Here is a 21,888-nt window from a genome sequence, read left to right as displayed (position 1 = left end):
TATAACCTAATTCTTAGACAAAAACCTCCCTTCCATCAATGGCTTTGACGGAAGGGAGGTTTTTTTGGCGAACAATAGAATGATACATTGAGTTAACTGCTGTTTCACATGGAACATGTCAATTAATGACTTATTCATTATAATTCTTAGGCATACTAATCATCGATTTAAATAAGTCCCCATCGATTTGAATGATAAATTTCCCTTTCTGTATATCAATGAGGCTTTTCGCAATAGAAAGGCCCAACCCACTGCCTTGGCTAGATCTGGATTCATCGCCTCTTTTAAAGCGCTCCATTAATTCATCAGCTGAAATATTTAATTCATAAGCTGAAATATTCTTAAAGGTAATAAGGATTTCGTTTCCTAAATCTTCAATATTGATATACACCCTTGACCCTTTAAGAGCATACTTAAAGATATTAGATAATACGTTTTCAATAGACCTCCATAACAATTTCCCATCAGCTGTCACATAGACTTTATCATTTGGATGATTGAACCTAAATTCTAAACCCAGCTCTTCAATCTTTTCACTTACTTCTCCAAGCCCCTGTGCAATTAATGATACAATATCAATCTTCTCGAGTTGGACCGGAATATTTCCGCTGGAAGCCTTAGCAGCTTCAAATAAATCGTCTGTTAGGAACTTTAGTCTTTTAGACTTTTGATCCAGTACCTCGGTATATTCTGCTATCTTTGCCAGGTCCTTTTCATTTTTTAGTAAATCGACATATGTGATAATCGAAGTTAATGGTGTTCGAATGTCATGAGATACATTGGTGATGAGTTCTGTTTTTAACCGCTCACTTTTTAGTTCATTATCGACTGCATTTTTCAACCCATCGGTAATGCTGTTTATATTGGCAGCTAAGCTTGCAAACTCACCCTTTCCAACAATATCAATGCTGTGATGGATTTCTCCATTTTTTATTCTTTCTACTCCATCTTTTATTGCCTTAAAGGACTTAACTTTCTTTAAGGCAAACCAGGCAGCCGCCCCTATGGTTATCGGGAACATAAAAAAGGTTAAAGCAATCAATAGTGGATACCCAATAACAATCAGTACTGTCTTTACTCCAACATTTCCGCTATCATAAACATTTCTTACAAATTGGACAAGTCCTTTGAAAATTTGATAAATCAGAGAATGCTTAAAAAATGTTCGATTCTTAAAATGTCTCACCATTGATAAAATCAATGCAAAAAAGGCAGCTGAAAATGGAATTGTGATTGGAATGACCCATTGTATATTATGTGGCAGCTCCAAAAGATCAAGTAGAATAACCCAAAACGTTATAAGTCCTATACATAGCAAGATGTTCAGATCAATATATAACTTATCGACTGCATGCAAGTGCAGCTCTTCTTCCTTAAAGGACTTTCTCCCGCTTACAAATGCCAGGTAGAAAAGGGAAAGGATAAATCCTGCTGAAAATCCTAGTAAACGATAAAAACCCTTTGTGGCATTCACTTTATTTTCTTTCCACCCACTTATTTTAGAATCTAAAAACTTCTTTGAAAAAGCCATATAAATAGCATTATTTTCAGAGCTCATTTCATCCATTTGCATGGTAATCCAATTTAAGTACTTATTCTTTTCTACTTCCTTTGGATAAACATCACTTTTATATCCCTCAAACACCATGTAAGATGGATAGGCTTTAAATAGCTGTGTATCTTTCATTGTATTATTCGTAAATACATTTACACCGTCACTGACATAATACAATGGATCTTTAACCTCTTCGATATTGTTCATTAGGAAATGAAATTCTCTTAAATCCCTCTTTATCATTTGATCCTTTATTTGGGCAATTTTATCAGCATAATCCACTTTAAACTTCTCATAATTTTCCGCTTCACTTAAATTTGGATTATAACTTTTAGATTCATACTGATAATCTGAAAACAAGTTCTGTTCTTCCATTCTTAGTTCATCTTTATCGATTGTCTCGCCCTTTAAAATATTTTCTTCATTTTTATATTCTCCCAGCAGCCTCGTAAGATCACTTATGAGACTTTCACTTTCTCTCACGTAAGACTTGCTAAGGAAGTAATTATCTTCAAAAACGATTTCAATATCCCCATCATTCACGGAAACTAAATGAGCAATTGCCTGCATAATACCTGAAAAACATGCAAGCATGACCATAAAGACAATCAATTTTGTTGTTATTGAGTGGCTATATTTTCTCAACCTTATACCCAATTCCCCACACCACCTTTAAATATTTTGGCTCTTTCGGATTGATTTCTATTTTCTCTCTAATTTTTCTTATATGAACGGAAACTGTATTTTCCGGGCTAAAGGCCGTTTCATTCCATACCTTTTCATAAATCTCTTCGATAGAGAACACTCTTCCTGCATTTGCTGTCAAGAATTTCAAGATCTTGTATTGCACTGGAGTAAGCTGAACGGTCTCTCCATCAACGGTAATTATTTTACTTTCATCATCAATCATGAGCCCACCTGTTTTATAAACGTTGCTCTTCGTTTCAAGGCCTCCAAAAGTTGTGTATCTTCTTAGCTGCGATTTAACCCTTGCAATGAGCTCCAAAGGATTAAAAGGCTTGGTCATATAGTCATCTGCACCTAGATTTAATCCTAATATTTTGTCGTAATCCTCAGATTTGGCAGAAAGCATAATCAGCGGGATGTTGTTCTCTTCCCTGATCTTCATGGTCGCTTTGATTCCATCCATCTTTGGCATCATAATATCCATAATCACTAGATGAATTTCCTGATCATTGATTATTTCGATTGCCTCTATACCGTTAAAAGCCTTAAAAATTGAAAAGCCCTCATTTTCCAAGTAAATTCCTATCGCATCAACAATTGCCTGATCATCATCACAAACCAATATGTTCACTACATTCACCCCTGATATGCACTAACTATCGTGCTCCTTCCTCTATTATTCGTTTTTAGCTAGGTTTTTTGCAAACATAAATAAAAGCTTGCGGTTTTTCTCTTTACTAATGAGATTATCTTAATAAAAAAATATTAAAAACTAGTGGATAAGTTTCTTAAGATTTTCTTAAGGTTTTTATTAGAGTTGCACAGTTTTGCAAACAGTATTTCTATTTCATAAATAGTTGGTAGCGGTTGATTTCCGCTCCAGGTTGCGCAGCGACCCGCGGGGTGGGCGGTGAGCCTCCTCGGCGCGCTGCGCCTGTCCCACTCCTCCCGCAGGAGTCTCGCACCTTCCGCTCCAATCAACTAACGTTATTTGCACATGAATTTATTCAGTTAATAATCCACTTGTACCTGCTGGAAAAAATTCTGTTGACATTATTTAAGTATTGATTTCATAATATAATATATTCAAATAATCAGATATACAAATATTAAGAGAAGAAGGGTACATATGAAACAGAAGTTGCTTTCAGGTGGCAGATATAAGGATTATTCGCTTCATTCACTCCAAAAGGATATTATTTCAGGGATTATTGTGGGGGTCATAGCTATTCCCTTAGGTATGGCCTTTGCTATTGCATCTGGTGTGAAGCCTGAATATGGAATCTATACAACCATTATTGCTGGGATTTTAATCTCACTGTTTGGTGGGTCAAAGTATCAGATTGGCGGACCTACTGGTGCATTTATTCCTATTTTATTTGGGATTATTATGACCTATGGGTATGAGAATTTATTGATTGCAGGATTTATGGCTGGGATTCTTTTATTTATTATGGGGGTTTGTAAGCTTGGGTCACTTATTAAATTCATTCCTAAATCTGTTACCATTGGATTTACTTCAGGGATTGCAGTCATTATTTTCATCGGGCAGGTTCCAAATTTCTTAGGTCTAACGGGTGTGAAGAACCATGAATATTTTCTCAATAATCTTTACGAAATAATTAAACATATCGATAGTATTAACCTATATAGTCTATTAACTGCTGGGATTTGCTTAATAACCATTCTATATATGCCAAAATTACTTCCTGCTATCCCAAGTCCTCTAATTGGGCTTATCGTTTCGACTCTAATTGCAAGTTTTCTCTTTCCTACTCACATAGCAACAATTGGTTCAACCTTTGGGGCCATTCCAAATACGCTACCCAAATTTGAATTTCCCTCCCTTTCATTTGAACGGATTCAACAGCTAATTGGTCCTGCCTTTGTGATTGCTTTCCTTGGAGCCATTGAGTCGCTATTGTCTGCCGTGGTCGCTGATGGGATGACAAATAGTAAACATAATAGCAATCGAGAATTAATTGGGCAAGGAATTGCAAATATGGTTACACCAATGTTTGGTGGGATCCCTGCAACCGGTGCGATCGCAAGAACGGCTACGAATATAAAAAATGGCGCAGCCTCCCCCCTATCAGGCATTATACATGGGATCGTTGTTCTGTTGGTTCTATTGCTTTTTGCACCATACGCATCGAAAATACCTTTGGCAAGTATGGCACCGATTTTAATGATTGTTGCATGGAATATGAGTGAACGTCATGTATTTTACCAACTGTTAAAAGCCAAAACAGAGGATTCCTTTGTTTTAGTTATCACCTTCTTATTAACCGTGTTATTTAATCTGACTCTTGCCGTTGGAATCGGTCTTATTTTGGCTATAATTATTTTCACGAAACGGATGAGTGATATAATGGTAACGGCTAAGGCATTACCTAATCCTGAGCATAAGCAAGAAAAAGTAGACACTCAAATTGTGACAGATTCTCATGATTGCCCCCAAATTAGTATTTATAATGTAGAGGGGCCGCTCTTTTTCGGCGCAGCACAGACTTTTCAACAGAGTATTATGAATACCATTAACTACAAACCGAAAGTACTTCTTTTAAGAATGGGAAGAGTACCGTTCATGGATATAACAGGGGAATCTCATTTATCTAGTATTGTAAAAGACTTTTCAAAACATGGAATTGTCTTAATATCTGGCTTAAATGCTCAGCCCAAAAAGGTATTAATTAAGACCGGTTTATATCAATTAATTGGCGAAAGGCACTTTTTTGAACATACTGGAGATGCCATCAATTATGCACTTTTACATTTAAACAAAGATAAATGCATTGGATGCAAACATTTCGCTTTTAGGGAATGTGCAGCCTTTTCAGGTGCTCATGATATAGTGGAAGAAAAAAGGAAAGTGTTTAATGCCTAATCTCTTTTAATAGGAGGAAATAGAATTGAACTTAGAGATGCAAAAATTCAAGGCAGATTTTTTTAAAGCTCTTGCCCATCCGCTTAGGATAAAAATTCTTGAGTTACTGGCTGAAGGTGATAAAAGCGTTAACGAAATCCAAAGCCTTGCTGGAAGTGAAGGTTCCGCTGTTTCACAACAATTAACCGTACTTCGCGGGAAAAATATTGTGACAGGCACGAAAGACGGAAATCGTGTCATTTATTCCTTGCGTGATCCGATGATTGTTGACCTCCTTTCTGTTGCACGTCAAATCTTTAACAATCATTTAGTCGACACGATTAATATGTTAGACAAATTAAATATCCAGATGGATGAACCCATGCAAAATGGAAGTACCGTGAGTGATGATAATTAAAGTAAATAAAACTTATATGAAATGAGGCCCCTTGGAACACTGTTACCTTCCATGGGGCTCTTATATTTAATTGAGGTTAACATTTTATAAAAATTTGTCACAGATATCCACCCTTCATCGTCTTGAGTATAAACTAACAAATGGAGGTTATCTTATGACTCAAAAATGGGATGTTGTGATTATCGGTGGCGGATTAGCTGGTTTTGTAGCAGCAAATTATTTAACTAGAAACAATTTATCCATATTAGTACTCGAAAAAGGAAAAAAGGTTGGTGGAAGGGCTAGAACGGATCAGATACACCAGCAATATTTCAATTTAGGTCCACATGCATTATATAAAAAAGGAAAAGCCATGTCGATTCTCGAAGAACTAACTATTCAGGTTCCTGGAAAATCACCTCAATTAGGAGGTGTTCTAGTTAAAGATCATTTGGAATATACTGCACCTTTTACTCCTTTAGGCCTTCTTACAACAGGGCTTTTAAATTGGAAAGAACGTATAGAATGGGCTAACACACTGCTGAAAGTAATTTCGATCCATACTGAAAAGCTAGAAAAGCAAACTTTCGAGCAATGGGTTCAACAAACGACTGATTCAGCAAACATCCAATCCTTACTCTATTTACTAGGTAGACTCGCAACCTATTGTCATGCTCCAGATCAAGCGAGTGCAAAGATTATTGTCTCTCATTTAAAAACGGTCTTGAATGGTGTACTTTATTTAGATCATGGATGGCAGACAATCATTGACCAACTCCATAACAAAGCCGTGGTCTCTGGTGTACAGATTGAAACACATAAGCGAGTCAAACACATTGCCCCCCTTGAACAAGATTCTTTTAAACTCATTCTATCTAATGACGAAGAGATTTTTGGAAAGAACGTGATATGTACAACTGGCCCTCATGAACTCCAGCACATGCTAGGTGAAAAATCTAACTTTTCTTTTACTAAAATGAAGCCTGTAAAGGGAGCAACGTTCGATGTTGCTTTAACACAGCTTCCGAATCCTAAGAAATTGTTTGCCATGGACATCCAGCATCCGCTTTATTTTTCCGTTCATTCCAATTATGCCCGGCTCTCTGCTGAAGGCAAAAGTGCCGTTATGCATGTGTTTAAATACCATCATCCAGATGAAAAGATAGATGAGAAAAAGGTGAAGAATGAGCTTGAGCAATTCCTAGAAAAGATACAGCCAGGATGGAAAAACTATGAGATCACCAGTCGATTTATCCCGCAAATTATAGTTAACCAGCGCTTACCTCAAATAGGAGATGAGCAAATATTACAATGTTCTAAACAGGGAATTCCAGGATTATATATAGCAGGAGATTGGGCTTCTCCAGATTTCATTTTGGCAGAAGGAGCCGTTAGCAGCGCGAAACAAGCAGCTGAGGAAATTATGAAAAGGGAAAAGAGTTGATATCGTGCAAATTAGTAATGAGGACTATCAACAATATAAACCATTATTATTTTCGATCGGTTATCGTATGTTAGGTTCGATCGCGGATGCAGAGGATATTGTCCAAGAAACCTTTTTAAAAGCGTACCAAATGGATGAGCAGAAAATTGATAATAAGAAGGCCTACCTTTGCAAAGTAGTAACTAATCGTTGTCTAGATGAATTAAAATCGGCACGGCATAGACGGGAACAATATGTAGGACCATGGAATCCTGAACCATTATTGCTTGAGAAGCTAGATGGCTCTGATCCATCTGAAATGGTCTTGCAAAAAGAAGGATTGAGCATTGCCTATTTACGGATGATGGAGCACTTAGCCCCCGATGAACGAGCGGTCCTCCTTTTAAGAGAAGTATTTGACTTCTCCTATTCGGAAATTGCTATAATCATTGAAAAGAAAGAAGAAAACTGTCGAAAAGTCCTCAGTCGGGCTAAGCAAAGGATCTCACGAATTGAGGATGAAAGCTTAGACTATGAGCGGAATAAGTCCCTTATTCATCGCTTTATCCAAGCATTTCAAATGCAAAAGACGGAAGACTTATTAGAACTTATCTCTGAAAATGTCACACTATACTCGGATGGCGGAGGAAAAGTCAAGGCGGCTCTACGCCCGATTGTTTCCCTATCCAATGTTTTAGCCTTATTATATGGAGTAACAAAAAATGTCCCCAATGACTTTTATTTTGAGATCAGAAACGTCAATAACCAGCCAGCAATCGTAGTTTTTTTGAATGGAACACTTCATAGCATATTGAGCTTCTACATTTGTAATGACAAGATCAACGAAATGTATTTAACGATGAATCCAGATAAGTTACCCATTCGCTAAAGATAGAAGGGTAAAGTCAACACTGTCCCTAAAGGTTCATTTATTATTCCCTTTAGGGACAGCTGCTTTTCATCTCTAATTTGATATGAAAGTATTTGTTTATTTGTAATACGGTCTGTTTACATGGAGTGACTAATTATCCCTTTCATTTCTTTAGGAAGAGATACTTCCCCCTCCATATATTCTTTCAAAGAAAACTTCATCGGTTTACAATTCTCCCCTACTCCAATCATGAGGCTTAAATTTTTTGGTGAATAAACAACTGTATGCAACGTACCAAAGTACTCTTTATAGTATTTAAAAAATAAAGGAGATTGGTCACTATTAAAATGATGATAGGCAGACATAGGCGGCAGATTCTCTCTTAATAAGTAACGTAAAAATTCCTTACGTTTTACTGAGCCTTGTATCTCTATCCTGTTTTTCACTTTCAAAACATCTGATTCAAAGTGATTTGTACATATGAGCGGATTGGTGAAATGAGTGATCTGTTGTTGTGGAGACGCTTCTACTATTACACTTTTTCCACTTGGATCTGTAATGGAGTAATTGTAGCAGTAACCATGAGGGATACTTGTAATAAATGTTAGCGCTTCTTCAATATTAGCACATTGTTCTAATAGCATTCGGACAATAGTTGTTGCAATAAACCCCTCTCCTCTATGTTCATTATTTACAAAATGCAACCCTACTACGAGCCCTTTTTCATTCATTCCATCCAGTCTGCCAATGACTTGCTGACTTAAACCTACACTAACATAGCCATCTGTCGGATTCGTAATAACTAGTCTAGCATCATACATTACAGGGCTAAAATCATAATTACGCACGTAATAGCCATCGTTCACTAACGTTGTGCACCCCATCTTCGGAAATACGACATCGTATCCACTAAAAAGTTTAATGATCGAATCGAGTGGCCTATTTAATCCTTCTGCCAAACCCTTTAATTCTTGAAAAAGTTTCGGTGAAACATTCTTTACTATTTCCTTTGCCCTTTGTGAATTTGAGTTAATTGTTAATTCCAAAAGCTGATTCATTTGATTTAAGATGGGTAATGACATTATTTCTTTCCCTTGCTCTAAACCAAATTGATAATAATCTCCTCTCAATTCTACTATTCTTACAACTAACTCTTCCGTTTTACACATGTAGTTTATCCTCCCTTTTCCCCAATTGAGTGACGGGCATGAATAAATCGAGATCTGAAAAACCCTCCCCACGATACCATTCTAGTATTGACCCAGTAGGAACCCATTTGTTTTCGCTTGCATAGTTTATTAATTTTCGGTAGCCATCTTGTATGTTTGTGATTGGATCATTAAAAGACATGGCGATACATATACAAGAATCCATTTGTTCTATTAATGCCATTTCAGGCAGCTCATTTGTTTGTGTGTCTGCTGGTACACCAAAGCCAATTTGCGCCTTAATCAAATCTTTCCCAGATACATATTTTAAATAAATATTCTTAAATGGAATATTTAATTTCTTAAGTTCATTCCCATTCTTACTAACATGTTCTTTAAATTGCCCAACTTCAGATTCAGCAGAAAACCAAACAATCGTTTCCGCACATTTCTCTATCAGATAAATTTGTTCATTCGTATAATCACTCTCTAAATAACGTAAACTGACATGTAAGATATCTAGTTTCCCCCTTATAATCTGAATCCACTTATTCATCATTTCTTGTCGGGTCTTATCATTTTCTTCCTTTAAATAAGCTTGAATATCTTTTATCGGTACATCAGCTAAACGTAAACTTGTGATTAACTTAATTGTTGCAATTTGAGTCTCAGAATACACTCGATACCCACTAGAGTTTCTGCCTACTGAATGGAGTAAATTTTTAGACTCATAATACCTCAAGGCACTTTTGGAAATACCCGTTCTTTCTGAGAAAGCCTGTATTGACATGAACTTACTCAAACCATCATCCCCCTTAAATTTAATGTTACACCTTAAAGCTGCTTTAAGGTCAAGAGGATATACAAAAATAAAAAGCTTGCTACCAGGCAAGCTTTTTGTATGAGAGTGTCCTTCATGGAATGCAGCTAGCAAGTAATTTCACTCCCTTTTCAATTTCTTCAATTGATAATCCGCCAAATCCTAACATGATATAGGAATGGCCCTCGGAGTCTGGATTAAGCCAAAAGCTTGAGGAGGAATAAACTTTGACTCCCTTCTGTAGCCCCTTTTCAATCAGCTCAGATGTAGATATGCCCTTTAGTTTCAATAAAATATGCAGACCTGACTTTTCTCCAACAATTTTTACTTTCGTACCCATATATTGTTCAATACTTCTTAGCAGAGCCTGATGTTTTCTTTGATATAGCTTGCGCATTCTTCGTATATGCCTTTCAAATTCACCGGATTGCATGAACTGGCCCATCGCCCTTTGTATAATAGGAGAAACAGATTGATTATAAGCAGCGAACCTTCGTGAATATTGAACCATTAAAGAGGGTGGAAATACAATATAACTTAGCCTGACTGAAGGAAGAAATGATTTAGAAAATGTCCCTAAATAAATAACCTTTTCCTCTTCATCCAGCGATTTCAGTGAAGGAATGGGCTGTCCTTGGTATCGAAATTCGCTGTCATAGTCATCCTCAATAATGTATCCCCCTGTTTCATAAGCCCATTTTAGTAATCGCATTCTTTTCGAAATGGATAAAATCATACCTAATGGAAATTGGTGAGAAGGCGTTAAATAGACGGCTTTTGCCCTGCTCTTTTGAATATGCTCCACTGACACACCGTCCTTTTCAAGAGGCACAGGTTCAATATGGCATCCTTGATCTTCAAAGACAGAGCGGACACCATTGTAACCAGGTTCTTCCATAGCTACGGTATTTTCTTGGAGTGCTAAAAGTCGGCAGATCATTACTATGGAAGTTTGCGTTCCGCCCGTTATAAGAATCTGTTCTGGTGTAGAGCGTACACCTCTGGATTGCAATAAATAGTTTGAAATCTCTTGCCTTAAAGTAAGCTCTCCTTGTTTTTCACTATACTGAAATAACCAGTCGTTCTCTTGAACAACTGCGTCTGACAGACATTTCTTCCACTGTTTCAAGGGAAATTTATCAAGATCAACATTTCCATATTCAAAATCTACAAGAACTTCACTTGAAGGCTTACTCTCCATCATCATAGGATGTTTCACCTTAATCGAATGCAGTGAAGGTTTCTCAATCTCAGCTACCCATATTCCGCTCTTAGGGACACTTTCGAGATACCCCTCTGATTGCAGCTGCTGATAGGCTGTCTCAACTGTGTTCCGGCTGATCTTTAATTGAGTCGTTAGCTGACGAATGGAAGGCATCTTCATTCCTGGCAAAAGCCTGTCTTCTTCAATTTCCATCTTAATCCAATCATATAACTGGCTGTATAACGGTTCTGGCAGCTCCCTATTTAAAAATGGGGAAAGTTCCACGGCTACCCCTCCATCTGTCCCTATTAAACTTTTTCATTCTGTCACTTTTACCATGTACAGAAATTTCTTAAAATGAGTTTATCATTAATAAAGAAAGTTGGGATGAAATATGCATAAGATTCGTCAAGAAAAATTAAGGTGTACAGATGATACGCGTATTAATCAGTTTTTAAGCCAAGCTCGTACAGGTTATCTCGGATTAACGGATGGGGAGCTTCCTTATGTTGTTCCTTTGAATTTTATTTGGATGAATAAAGCTTTGTATTTTCATGGAGCTGCACATGGAAGAAAAATTAATTTGATTGAGGCCAATCCCAACTGTTGTTTCACAGTAGCTGAGGATTATGGAACGATGGTAAGTCCGATACCCGCCAAGACTGATACTGCTTACATGAGTGTGATGCTGTTTGGAGCACTAGAAATGGTCAGTGATTTAACAGAAGCTACTGCAGCAATGCAAGCCATGCTGGATAAGTACGTACCCGGTTACTATGATAAAAGCCTTTCCCATTCCCATGTGGAGAAATATCGATCCTCTCTAGGGAGTCATACCGCTGTTTTTAAACTTATTCCAAGCGTACGAACGGCAAAAGAAAATCAATTGGATCCGCAACTAGCTTTCTATCCTGGCAGGAATGTTGAGATGAATAGTTGATAATACCTGTAATCCGTGTGGACCAAAAAAGGAGCCAATGCTCCACGATGCATCGGCTCCCTTTTTATGTAAAAACCTCAATCACTATTCTTCATAAAGTTCTGCTTCTCCAAGTAATTTAGCACAGTCTGTGAAAACTCAATGTGAGATTCCTTCGTGTATTTGGCAATAGTATAGACCTGAGCCAGATTCTTTAAGCCCAATTGTTCTGTCATTTCCTTTAGCCTAGGAATGTCCATATAGCGTTTCCATCCCTTTTCATTTCTTTCTTTATAGATTTCTAGAATATCCTCATCTGAATAATCACGATACTGTTCATAGTGAACAACTCCATGCCTTGGCAATCGATCTCTTGGAGCAGGGTTCTCTGCAGGGTATCCTAAAGAATAACCAACAATGGGTACGACATTGGGCGGTAAGTTTAGAAGTTCACCAATTTGATCACAATTTGCAAGCGTTGAGCCCATATAACAAATCCCTAGCCCTTCATTCTCTGCTGCTAATGCACAGTTCTGCGCTGCCAACGTGGCATCGATCGCACCTATCATAAAGCTCATAAAATTATCAAAATGTACAGGTGCATCATTAAGTGTAAGCCATTTTCTCATTCGATTAAAATCAGCACAAAAGGTTAATAGGATCGGTGCATCTACAACCATCGATTGTTCCATATGTGGGGTGTACAATTTTTGTTTAAGCTCTTTGTCTTTTGTGACGATAATCGAATAAGATTGCATATTGCCGCTTGATGAGGCACGAATGCCTGCATCTAATATTTGCTCTAGCAGCTCTTGACTTACTTCCCTATCTTCATATTCTCGTATGGACCTGTGTCCGTATATCACATCATTTAATTCCAAAGCAATCACTCCTTATTTAATCGTATATGTAAGAGTTTGAACAATCTTTTTTATTTATAAAGCAATCTATTCATCTGGTTATTACCGTAAAACATTCCACATTCTCTTTGATAGAGAGAAGTGCAAAGTCCCTGCTCATATTATATCACGGTTTCCGAATAATCTGATAAGTAGAAAAGGCGTTTTTATTTGAAAATGTTATAATGAAGTGGTCTGGAGGATCGAGCAGCTAGTTGTAAATATCAATCCCTAGTAACTTAAATACTACGAAATTTTGAGTTTTCACGGGTGATCTATAGCAATCTTTATTATAATTGAACTATTACTTGTTAAAGAGGGGACATTAGTGAATGGAGATAATAGATTTTTCTACAGAAGCAGTTACTTCTGAGCAAGAACTTAGAGAAATAATAGGTATTCCACACGAATACGTCGTAAAAAAGGAAATTTCAATGCTAGACGAGCATTGTAAAGAATTCATTTCGGAGTCACAGCTATTTTTCCTTTCTACAGCAAGTGCTGACGGGAAATGTGATGTTGCACCTCGAGGGGATCTACCAAGCAAAATACTAATCTTAAATAACTATCAATTAGTCCTGCCTGATCGTCCTGGTAACAAAAGAGTCGATTCCTTTGAAAATATTTTATCAAATCCACATGTAGGACTCGTTTTCCTTATTCCGGGGTTGGATGAAGTACTGCGCATAAATGGAAAAGCAACCATTATCAAAAATAAAGACATCTTAGACAAAATGAGTTTAAATGGGAAGCCACCATTACTTGGAATTGGCGTGGACGTAGAGGAATGCTTTATCCATTGTTCCCGAGCACTGAAAAAAGCAGGAATTTGGAACCAAAGTACTTGGCAAACTAAAGAAACACTGCCTTCCAGTCTTGAAATATTCCATGCCCATCTTAAGATTAATGGAGTCGATATAAAGAAATAATATCCTTCATTCAATATTGAAAAAGAATAGAATACTAGCCAAAAATAATCAAGCCCCTACTCTTTACTTGATTATTTTTGGCTATTTATATTAATGGAAAAAGCCTAACTTGCATAGACAACAGCTATTTTCATTACACTCTCTCCATTCAATGGACTAAATTTGATATTGTTTGTGAGGGATTGATCCACTTGCTTTCTACTGGTGAAGAAATAAATAATTGGTCTTTAAAGCCAGCCCCTCTAAATCCATGACCTTCCACTGTTTCAATCGGTACAAGTGTCATCGTTTTTGGACATATTTCATATAGTCGCGAAAAGCCGTACTCATCCTTACTTGAAGTAGTAAATATTTTTTCATTTGCACTAAATAGGTCTAAGAATGCTCTTTCTGTTACCGGTTGTTGAAATCTCTGCCACTCATTCTTATCTGCATGTAATATTTCAATGCTCCCTGACCTTGTAAATGAAGAGCCTTCGCAATATAAAGAGATTGATTATGATCAATATAAATAGATGAGATCATGGAGCTTTCTTCTTTTTTCACATGAGTCATTTCGCCACTTTGCAAAGAGTATTTCCATAACCCGCCACTTTCCTTATTTACTTGAGTACCGATATACACATTACCCTTGTGATAAAATAGAGATCTAATGAATGGCCGGGTACTAAGCGCATGAAATGGTTTGATTACATTCCAATTTGAGCCAAAATTAGTTGATACATATAGCCTACTGCCACCATGAGTAATAATTAATCCGTCACTATTCCCGGTAATATCCCATAAACGTTGCGGCGTCGGGAAAGACGTATGATTCCATTTCTTTTGATAAGGTTCATAACGAATAATTGTCCCGTTATCTCCAATACCGAATATATGGCGGCCGAGCCGAATTAATTTGTATATATTTTGAGTAAGGCTATACTGCAGAAGCCATTCCCCTGCTTTAAATGAGTAAATGCCAGCTTTTTTAACAGCAACTATAAAAGGACGATCCGGTGTCGATAATACTGCCGTTGAGCCCATGCTAAACAAGTTCTGATTCCTTTGTTCTTACCACCCATTCAAAAACGGATTGGGCAAATTGCTGACACTCTATCACCTGTTCATCTGTTTCAGGGGCAAATTCCACTTTCAATCTTTTATCAAATACAAGACAGCCTTTCTCCTCTAATTTTTCGGCAAATACATCTACTGCTCCGCAAAATTTGGGGTAAGCATAATCGCCTGAACCAAAGCATGCGACATGTTTTCCCGATAAATCTAAACGATCCAATTCATCAAAGAAGCCCTCTGCTTCATAAGGCAGATCTCCATCCCCCCATGTGTATGTTCCTATGAAAATGCAGTCATATGGTAAAACGATATTTCCCTCTATTTTATCAAGGCATTCCATTTCCACTTCACATCCTGTCAAAAGGAGACTTTCTTTAAGAGCATTTGCGATATCTTCTGTATTACCAGACATACTGACATATCCAATAAAAAACTTCATCATCACAACCTCCTACTGATAATCATTTTCATTCAATCAAATAATAAGTGAAAATGATTATCAATGTCAATTGTAATTTTATAAAAAGATAATTTGGTCATTCAAATACTGCAACATCCACTTAGGTGCTTTTTCCCCCTCAACTATTTACACCACACCAATCAAAAACGATATGGCTATCAACTTGACTCTGATAATAATTTTCAATTAAAATATATTTAGTGATAATGATTATCATTATTAGAAATACTACTCCTAATGAATGTTTTACGAAGATCCTTTTACATATTGAAAGAATAAAAAAGTAGGTTGTGAAATTACAGGTGATTTAAGTTTATATTAAATGGATAAAGGGGAAGTATGTATGTGGAGCTATAAAAATATCCAGTTAGAAGATTCTCAAAAACAGGACACTTCGTTTTTTTACGAGGAGGTAAGAGCATGATTCAATATTTCATCGCAACAGAAACCTTTACACATCAAATTGAATGTTTTTGTCCAGGTAGTATACATGCAACTACCATAACGATTAACAAAATGGATATTATAGAAGTCATTAATCAACAAAGCTTCGCATTTAATAATGGATGGTATGTTCTAGCTATACTCAATAGCCATGGACATTTCTATATAGCCCTAGAAGATTTGGATCAATATTTTCACTTAGGAAAACTTGTCACTGAATTTGACTTGGGATTGAAATTAAACTATTTACGTTTTCAAATCGATCAGGCTCTAGAAGTAAGGGATGAGGAATTATTTTTAACTCATACAAAACAATTAAAAGAATCTAGTGATCTTAAGCTGAGATTAGAGGGCTTTTTAAATAATACAGTTATAAATCATTCGTAATAAATATTAGGTACTCAAAGTCACATTTTGGAGAGAAAATATAAATGAATAATATTTCAAATAGAACAATAGGTAATGAAAAACAGCTAATCATTCAGCAGCTGCTAAACATGGAGTTTTATAAATCATCTGATGATCGTCAGTTATACGAGTTAACATTACAAGAATTAAAACATGAATATTATAAATATCTAGAAGGCAGTTAAAGCTAATAATTAGTAATTGGATTCGTATAAAGAGTTCAATTACATAACAAAAGTTGGGATAATACAACATAGATATTATCCCTAAAACAGCGCCTTATCGAATAGGATTCTCAAAGTTCCAGTTAGTATAAATTACTGCTGCAGTAACTGGATCTGCGGACGTATCTTCTGTAAAACCACCTATTAGATTGCCCACTCTAAATGTAGGCTCAAATAATTGTTCTTCCTTAGATGGTGCTGTTGGACCATCTATCCCCAATTCTGTTTTATCTGTGACCACTACTTCCATTCCGTTATCCAACGTAAAGCTCAATCCATCTTCTCCCACTTCTGTTATAACTCCTTCAATATTAATCATTGCTTTTGCAGCAGGTCCTGTATTATCCACCACAATTCTTTCTGTCAAATCTAACTCTGCATCGTTGTTTATATTTGTTAAAGCCATCACAGCAATTACGGCACAAGCTACTAAACCCCCAACCATTAATTTTATATTTTTCATAAAGACCCTCTTTTCCTTTTGTTCATATTCCATCATCTCTTTTTGCATTTTGCTCTTAAATTCTTCGGAAGCATGAATCTGCTTCATCACTTTCTTATAAGCACTCATCACACTTAACTCCCTTCTTCTAAAATGTTCTTTAGCTTCATCCGCACCCTTCTCAGCCTTGAACCTACGGTGTTTACTTTCATCTCTAATAAATTAGCAATTTCAGCAGTCGTGTAGCCTTCATAATAATGTAAATAAACAATTGCCCTCTCTTTTTGATCAAGTTCGAAAATCTCAGGAAGAACGATCTGTTCCTCTTTTGCGATAAACGTCATCTCTTCTGTTATCGGTATCGTCTTCTTGACGCGGGAGGATTTAAAGTAATCCTTGCATTTATTAAAAGTCACTTTGATGAGCCAAGCCTTTAAATGTTCTTCATTATCGAAGGGCTTTTTCTGTCTCATAAGTGTCATATAGACCTCTTGAACAATATCTTCCGCCTCAGACATATTCTTTGTCTGTTGCACAGCAATTCTTATTAAGGTGTCACTATAAGTTTGAACAATCTCATGAACACGTAAGCCGGCGAACGTTTTCATACCCAACCTCCTTCACTTCATAATACGATTCAATTTCGTTTATTCGTGCAACAGAAATTTTTTTCACAGAATAATTTTATAAACAAGCTATTCCTTTACGAACTTTAATAGAAAAAGGAGAGAGAATTCATCAGTAATAGATAAATCCTCTCTCCTTCATAGGTGAAGTATTTAGTGTTTAAATTTAGAAATTAATTTATTTAACTCTTCTGCCATAAACGAAAGGGACTTTGCTGATGCAGAAATTTCCTCCATCGAAGCTAATTGTTCCTCTGTAGATGCTGCTACTTCTTCTGAATTTGCAGCATTAACCTGCGCAATTTCAGCTAGCTCATCCGTGGTCGATGTAACCTCCTGAACTGCTGCATTCATTTGTTGAGCAGTTGAAGAGATTTCATCCATTTGAGGAGTGATCTCTTTTGTACTCTTGAGAATTTGATTAAATTTCTCTATAGCTTCGTTAGATATTTCTACCCCAGCTTGGACATCACTTGTTACAAGAGCCATAACTTTAACGGAGGTTTCTGTATCATTTTGAATTCCTTGAACAATATCGTGAATTTCCCTTGCTGACGTTTGAGATTGTTCAGCAAGTTTCCGTACTTCGTCAGCAACAACAGAAAATCCTTTACCATACTCACCAGCTCTTGCTGCTTCAATTGCTGCATTTAAAGCAAGAAGATTGGTTTGATCCGCAATCCCAGTAATCACATTTAAAATGGAACTGACTTCCTTAGAGCGCTCATATAAGGATTTTATCATTGTATTGGATTCCATTACGGACTTATGAATTGAATTCATCTGATTAACGGTATTGGTAACTGCCTGTCCCCCTGCCTCTGCTTGGGTAGTTGTATGATGAGCAAGTTTTGATACTTCTATGGAGTAATCTGTGATTAGAGACATACCTTCAGAAACATCGGCTATAATCCGGGAGTTATGATCCACTCCAGTTGTTTGTTTCTCCGCACTACTTGCCACTTCTTGAATAGCAGCTGATACTTGTTCTGTTGCCTCGGCCGTATGTTCAGCACTTGCCGTTAGTTCTTCCGCAGATGCTGCAACCCGTTCGGCACTTTGTTCTACTTCTCGAACCAATATTTTTAGACTCTCCTGCATTTCATTAAAGGCCATTGCTAACTGGCCAATTTCATCATTGGACTGAACTTGAATATGCTCTGTCAAATCCCCCTTACTAACTGTTATCGCCTTCTCTTTTAACACCTTAAGAGGTCTAATGATTGATTTTATGATAATGAATACTAAAAAGGCACCTACCAGCAAAGCAATCACAATAACAAGCATAGTTTTTTTCAAAATGGGAGATGCTGCATCACTGATCTCCGATTGTTTTATGCCTCCTGCTATTTTCCAACCTGTCAATTGGTTAGTAGAAAAGGCCATTATTTTTTTTGCACCCTCAAACTCGTATGTAAATTTCCCTTTTTCTTGTTCGTACATTTTATTATAAAATTTTTCTTTTCCTTCACTTCCAGCCTCTATTTTAGGATGTGCAATGTATTTCTTTTCATTATCTAAAAGAAAAGCATACCCTTCATCACCTATTTTGACTTGTTTTACTAGCTTTTGGATGTAATTTAAATCTATATTGACTGCCACTACCCCTGACCCGTCTTGAGTGGTACTCATAATAGTTACGACCAAATCTCCTGTACTAGCAGATTTACTTGGATTTGATACAATTACTTCTCCTTTATTTTTCATTGCCTCTTCGTACCAATATCTTTCTCTTGGATCATAATCGGGATCCATTTTTCTCTTTGGTTCTTGAATGAATAAGCCCTCGTCTGTTCCAACAAAAACACTATCAGCTTCGGGGTGTAAACTTATATACTGATCAAGAAGTTGACGTATGCCTGGACTACTGTCTCCCTGATACTGATTTGATGAGATCCTTTTGGAAAGTACATCTATATCATGTCTTTTAGTCTGTATAGTATCATCAATAGACGTATTTAATAAATCGATAGTCCCAGAAAATCCATCCAATATCTCTTGTTCAACAGCATTCTTTGCAGTTGTATACGATAGCGATCCTATAATAATGGCAGGAACTATTAATATGAAGGAAAAAGCTAAAATTAATTTTGGTTTAATATTTCTAAAGATATTTTTCAATACAGGAACCTCTTTCTCTACTTTTCTATTGTTATCATTTTACTTCCATTTCCAAACACCAAGTATTGCTTACATTAAAAGCTTTGTTAATCAATATTGTTGGTGCAGAAAATCGCCATTGGTGTACCCGCTCATTAAGTTATTCATTCGAATAAAACGCATTCGAGTGCACACCAATGGCTCTTTATCAACATCAAACATTAACAAAGCCAAATTAAAAAAGACTATTCTCGGAATAGAATAGCCAAGCTTTTTTTAAAAATTTATAATCTCGTATTCACTTGTAGGTTAACTTGTTTCAAAGGTTATAAATATTGCTCCCTTTTCAACCAATAATATAGGGTAAATTACATAATCTTAAAAATTATAAACTCCCCACCAGATGTTTCAACAAATTTTAACACGTTTCTACATTTATATACTATCTAACTTACACATTCTTCATTAAAAATTCACAACTTTGTCAAAAGTACTATCACTAAAAAGGCTGGGACAAAAATTTTTCAGCAACTAAAAAAGCCGAACTATTATTAGAAATGCTAACACAGCATTCTGCAATAGTCCGGCCTTCTCTATTTAGATAATAGAAAATGAATTTATCATTCGGCTTTTAACAAAGCTAAATTAGTTATGTCCCAGCCTCTTTCACATTTGTAAATATATATCTATCATTTGAGGGCAGGTCTTGGTAGAGAAAAAGGAGCGATAACCGTATCCTTTCTTCTTCATTTCATTTGCAACATACTTCTTTTCATAGAAAAGTGCCTTTTTATATATGGGATAGCAAATCTATCAAGTCCGTAGTAATACCTTCCTTTTCCAATAAACAGCAGAATCATTGCTAGCACAAAAAGCTTTGCATCTAGACTAGCTAATCCCATCCCCGCCATTATAAAGTTCAGATTCATAAAGGCACCACCAATTAATGCTGGAATTGTCGCTAGCCCTAAGATTAATCCTAAGCCAACAAGAAACTCTCCCCAAGGGATGAGGATGTTAAAAAACTCTATATTCGGTAATGCAACTCCTTTGAGAAAACCGGCATACCACCCTTGAACTGTAGGATTTTCAATTGTTCCTTGTAAAAATCCACCTGCATCAAATCCAGAACTAATTTTATAAAAACCTGCTTTGATCCATTGAAATCCTAACCAAATTCGTAATATAGTCAAAACGAATGCCACTATTGGTCCATTTATATGTTTTTTCATAATGAGTTTCCTCCTTTAATTGTGAATCACTTCACAATAATCATTAAAAAATTTTAAGTTAAGCTATAGTAATTAAAAGTTTGTGAAATTATTCACTTGTCTTTATACACATATTTACTTATTTCTTAATCTTCTCCCCCGCAAATTACTAATCATCATATGAATGTTAATAAAACCATGATGGCCTGTCCCCTTTTTTCATTTGTATACATATATTTTAACGAGCCCATTCATCTATTTCCTTGATTTAGATCAATTTTTTTATGAAGTTGTTTTATGGAATAATCATTAGGAGTGCTCTTATGTTACATAAGGAAACATGAGAGGAATAATATCGCTACATGATTTATTGATAAATTTGGCGCTGACCCTTTATTGATCTCCGAACTTCTCATAAAAAAAACCAACTCTCACTTAGAGAATTGGTTTATACATCATCCTTTTTTCAATTGCCCACGAATCACTCCGATAATGGCTGGCAACACAGACACAAAAATAATGGCTAAGAGAACCGTTGAAAAATTGTCTTTTATAATTGGGATATTGCCAAAAAAATAGCCTAGGATCGTACAGATGCCCACCCATAAAGCAGCACCCGTCACATTATAAATCAAGAAATAACGATAGTTCATTCGGCTCGCCCCTGCAACAAAAGGAATAAATGTGCGAATAAACGGCATAAAACGAGCGATTACAATTGTTTTTCCTCCATGCTTATTAAAGAAATCCTCAGCCTTCTTCATTTTATCTTGGTTAATCAATCTTCCCATAAAACTATTATTTGAGATGGTTGTCCCTACTTTCCTGCCGATATGATAATTGACTGTATCTCCAATTACCGCCGCGGCAAAAAAGAAAATGAGTAGTAAAACAATGTTAAATGCCCCCATCGCAGCAAGAGCACCACTAGCAAATAATAAAGAATCACCTGGCAAGAAAGGGAAAATCACAACACCCGTTTCCACAAATACGATTAAAAATAAGATTCCATATGACCAACCGCCGAAATTTTTGATGATTTCAACTAGATGTTCATCAATATGTAGGATGAAATCAATGATATTTTGAATTAATGTCAAAGTTGTACCCACTTTCATTTATATATATATTCTCATATTATTTTTTTCTAAAAGCCATTAAGAACACTCTCTTTTCCCTATAAGTTATTCTAGCATATT

At 36.2% G+C, this 21,888-nt stretch carries 21 protein-coding genes; 8 read left to right on the top strand and 13 right to left on the bottom strand.

All coding sequences use genetic code 11. The annotated features are described in order from the left end of the window. Positions 1-130: 130 nt before the first annotated feature. Both ACFYKT_RS15310 and ACFYKT_RS15305 read right to left on the bottom strand, forming a co-directional pair. A complete protein-coding gene (locus ACFYKT_RS15310) occupies positions 131-2,212 on the bottom strand; it encodes a HAMP domain-containing sensor histidine kinase (RefSeq protein WP_389221385.1) in 2,082 nt (693 codons plus the stop codon). After that, positions 2,187-2,873, bottom strand: coding sequence for a response regulator transcription factor (locus ACFYKT_RS15305; RefSeq protein WP_389221383.1), 687 nt, complete (start codon positions 2,871-2,873; stop codon positions 2,187-2,189). Before ACFYKT_RS15305 ends, ACFYKT_RS15310 begins: the two co-directional genes overlap by 26 nt. Before the next feature lie 498 nt (positions 2,874-3,371). Here ACFYKT_RS15305 and ACFYKT_RS15300 point away from each other — a divergent pair, with 498 nt between their 5' ends. The 4 genes from ACFYKT_RS15300 (at position 3,372) to ACFYKT_RS15285 (ending at position 7,817) form a co-directional block, all read left to right on the top strand. Continuing rightward, positions 3,372-5,129, top strand: coding sequence for a SulP family inorganic anion transporter (locus ACFYKT_RS15300; protein WP_389221381.1), 1,758 nt, complete (start codon positions 3,372-3,374; stop codon positions 5,127-5,129). A 25-nt stretch (positions 5,130-5,154) separates the two neighbouring features. Next, on the top strand, positions 5,155-5,526 hold the full coding sequence (locus ACFYKT_RS15295) for an ArsR/SmtB family transcription factor (RefSeq protein WP_389221379.1): 372 nt from the start codon (positions 5,155-5,157) through the stop codon (positions 5,524-5,526). A gap of 154 nt (positions 5,527-5,680) precedes the next feature. Then, positions 5,681-6,949 (top strand): phytoene desaturase family protein, encoded by a 1,269-nt coding sequence (locus ACFYKT_RS15290; protein ID WP_389221377.1) that lies wholly within the window; start codon positions 5,681-5,683, stop codon positions 6,947-6,949. Between the two features lie 4 nt (positions 6,950-6,953). Continuing rightward, positions 6,954-7,817, top strand: a complete 864-nt coding sequence (locus ACFYKT_RS15285) for an RNA polymerase sigma-70 factor (RefSeq protein ID WP_389221375.1) — start codon at positions 6,954-6,956, stop codon at positions 7,815-7,817. Positions 7,818-7,936: 119 nt separating this feature from the next. Here the strand turns inward: ACFYKT_RS15285 and ACFYKT_RS15280 are convergent, their stop codons facing one another. The 3 genes from ACFYKT_RS15280 to pdxR form a co-directional block, all read right to left on the bottom strand. Continuing rightward, positions 7,937-8,968: a C45 family autoproteolytic acyltransferase/hydolase gene (locus tag ACFYKT_RS15280; protein WP_389221373.1), complete on the bottom strand. Its 1,032-nt coding sequence runs from the start codon at positions 8,966-8,968 to the stop codon at positions 7,937-7,939. Further along, complete coding sequence (locus tag ACFYKT_RS15275) at positions 8,961-9,749, bottom strand: MerR family transcriptional regulator (protein WP_389221371.1); 789 nt, start codon at positions 9,747-9,749, stop codon at positions 8,961-8,963. Before ACFYKT_RS15275 ends, ACFYKT_RS15280 begins: the two co-directional genes overlap by 8 nt. A 112-nt stretch (positions 9,750-9,861) precedes the next feature. Further along, positions 9,862-11,256, bottom strand: a complete 1,395-nt coding sequence (pdxR, locus tag ACFYKT_RS15270) for a MocR-like pyridoxine biosynthesis transcription factor PdxR (protein WP_389221369.1) — start codon at positions 11,254-11,256, stop codon at positions 9,862-9,864. Between the two features lie 109 nt (positions 11,257-11,365). Here pdxR and ACFYKT_RS15265 point away from each other — a divergent pair, with 109 nt between their 5' ends. Further along, positions 11,366-11,911, top strand: coding sequence for a pyridoxamine 5'-phosphate oxidase family protein (locus tag ACFYKT_RS15265; RefSeq protein WP_389221367.1), 546 nt, complete (start codon positions 11,366-11,368; stop codon positions 11,909-11,911). Positions 11,912-11,988: 77 nt separating this feature from the next. Here ACFYKT_RS15265 and ACFYKT_RS15260 read toward each other — a convergent pair whose 3' ends face one another. Further along, positions 11,989-12,780, bottom strand: a complete 792-nt coding sequence (locus tag ACFYKT_RS15260) for a nitroreductase family protein (protein WP_389221365.1) — start codon at positions 12,778-12,780, stop codon at positions 11,989-11,991. Between the two features lie 341 nt (positions 12,781-13,121). Here ACFYKT_RS15260 and ACFYKT_RS15255 point away from each other — a divergent pair, with 341 nt between their 5' ends. After that, complete coding sequence (locus ACFYKT_RS15255; protein WP_389221363.1) at positions 13,122-13,718, top strand: MSMEG_1061 family FMN-dependent PPOX-type flavoprotein; 597 nt, start codon at positions 13,122-13,124, stop codon at positions 13,716-13,718. Between the two features lie 393 nt (positions 13,719-14,111). On the opposite strand, the gene ACFYKT_RS15250 is transcribed toward ACFYKT_RS15255, so the two are convergent. Together ACFYKT_RS15250 and ACFYKT_RS15245 are read right to left on the bottom strand one after the other, a co-directional pair. Continuing rightward, positions 14,112-14,753, bottom strand: a complete 642-nt coding sequence (locus ACFYKT_RS15250; RefSeq protein WP_389221361.1) for a WD40/YVTN/BNR-like repeat-containing protein — start codon at positions 14,751-14,753, stop codon at positions 14,112-14,114. Next, a complete protein-coding gene (locus tag ACFYKT_RS15245; protein WP_389221359.1) occupies positions 14,746-15,216 on the bottom strand; it encodes a flavodoxin in 471 nt (156 codons plus the stop codon). Before ACFYKT_RS15245 ends, ACFYKT_RS15250 begins: the two co-directional genes overlap by 8 nt. Before the next feature lie 438 nt (positions 15,217-15,654). Here ACFYKT_RS15245 and ACFYKT_RS15240 point away from each other — a divergent pair, with 438 nt between their 5' ends. Together ACFYKT_RS15240 and ACFYKT_RS15235 are read left to right on the top strand one after the other, a co-directional pair. After that, positions 15,655-16,065: an IDEAL domain-containing protein gene (locus ACFYKT_RS15240; RefSeq protein WP_389221357.1), complete on the top strand. Its 411-nt coding sequence runs from the start codon at positions 15,655-15,657 to the stop codon at positions 16,063-16,065. Positions 16,066-16,109: 44 nt separating this feature from the next. Continuing rightward, entirely contained in the window at positions 16,110-16,271 is a 162-nt protein-coding gene (locus ACFYKT_RS15235) for a Fur-regulated basic protein FbpA (RefSeq protein WP_389221355.1), read from the top strand. Between the two features lie 94 nt (positions 16,272-16,365). Here the strand turns inward: ACFYKT_RS15235 and ACFYKT_RS15230 are convergent, their stop codons facing one another. The 5 genes from ACFYKT_RS15230 to ACFYKT_RS15210 all read right to left on the bottom strand — a co-directional run bounded on the left by ACFYKT_RS15230 (position 16,366) and on the right by ACFYKT_RS15210 (position 21,789). After that, positions 16,366-16,881: a hypothetical protein gene (locus ACFYKT_RS15230; RefSeq protein ID WP_389221352.1), complete on the bottom strand. Its 516-nt coding sequence runs from the start codon at positions 16,879-16,881 to the stop codon at positions 16,366-16,368. Between the two features lie 5 nt (positions 16,882-16,886). Continuing rightward, a complete protein-coding gene (locus ACFYKT_RS15225) occupies positions 16,887-17,360 on the bottom strand; it encodes an RNA polymerase sigma factor (protein WP_389221349.1) in 474 nt (157 codons plus the stop codon). A gap of 171 nt (positions 17,361-17,531) precedes the next feature. Then, entirely contained in the window at positions 17,532-19,499 is a 1,968-nt protein-coding gene (locus tag ACFYKT_RS15220) for a methyl-accepting chemotaxis protein (protein WP_389221346.1), read from the bottom strand. Positions 19,500-20,224: 725 nt separating this feature from the next. Continuing rightward, positions 20,225-20,710, bottom strand: coding sequence for a DoxX family membrane protein (locus ACFYKT_RS15215; RefSeq protein ID WP_389221343.1), 486 nt, complete (start codon positions 20,708-20,710; stop codon positions 20,225-20,227). Positions 20,711-21,144: 434 nt separating this feature from the next. After that, entirely contained in the window at positions 21,145-21,789 is a 645-nt protein-coding gene (locus ACFYKT_RS15210) for a DedA family protein (RefSeq protein WP_389221340.1), read from the bottom strand. Between the last annotated feature and the right edge of the window lie 99 nt (positions 21,790-21,888).

This window comes from Cytobacillus mangrovibacter, assembly GCF_042865275.1.
GTDB classification, from domain to species: domain Bacteria; phylum Bacillota; class Bacilli; order Bacillales; family Cytobacillaceae; genus Cytobacillus; species Cytobacillus mangrovibacter.
The sequence above is the reverse complement of the archived record's forward strand: the minus strand, read 5'-3'. Positions and strand labels throughout refer to the sequence as shown.